General features: G+C 62.1%; 1 protein-coding gene. It reads right to left on the bottom strand.

The annotated features are described in order from the left end of the window. On the bottom strand, nt 1–406 hold a 406-nt coding region (locus KNO87_RS15370; protein ID WP_214814851.1), incomplete at both ends, for a helix-turn-helix domain-containing protein.

A 406-nucleotide genomic window follows, 5' to 3' on the forward strand; every position in this document is an offset into this window, starting at 1 on the left:
GAGACCGTCGCCGACCGGATGACGCCCTCAAACGAGCGATGTTGTTCGAACTTCACGAAGCCGATTTTAGGAAGTCTCACCTTGCCGTCCTCGATGCGGATCGTGCCATGCTGGTTGTTCGTCGTGTAGGAGGCGCGCGACCGCCGTCTCGATTTGAAGGCAGGGAAACCGCCCGTCCCGGCGAAGAACTTCGTGAACGCGGTGTCGAGGTTCAGCTTCGCGTTCGCGAGCGCGAGGCTGTCCGCCTCGGCGAGGAACGGGAACAGGGGCTTGTAGGAGGCGGGTGTCGCCGGTTTCCGTCTCGTTCCGTTCCCCGCTTTCACCTCCTCGCGGATGGCGATGCGGTCCTCGAGCAACTTGTTGTAGATGAACCGGGCGCAGCCGATGGTCTTGATGAGGAACTCGG

The organism is Exiguobacterium sp. s34 (assembly GCF_018617435.1).
Classification (GTDB): Bacteria; Bacillota; Bacilli; order Exiguobacteriales; family Exiguobacteriaceae; genus Exiguobacterium; species Exiguobacterium aestuarii.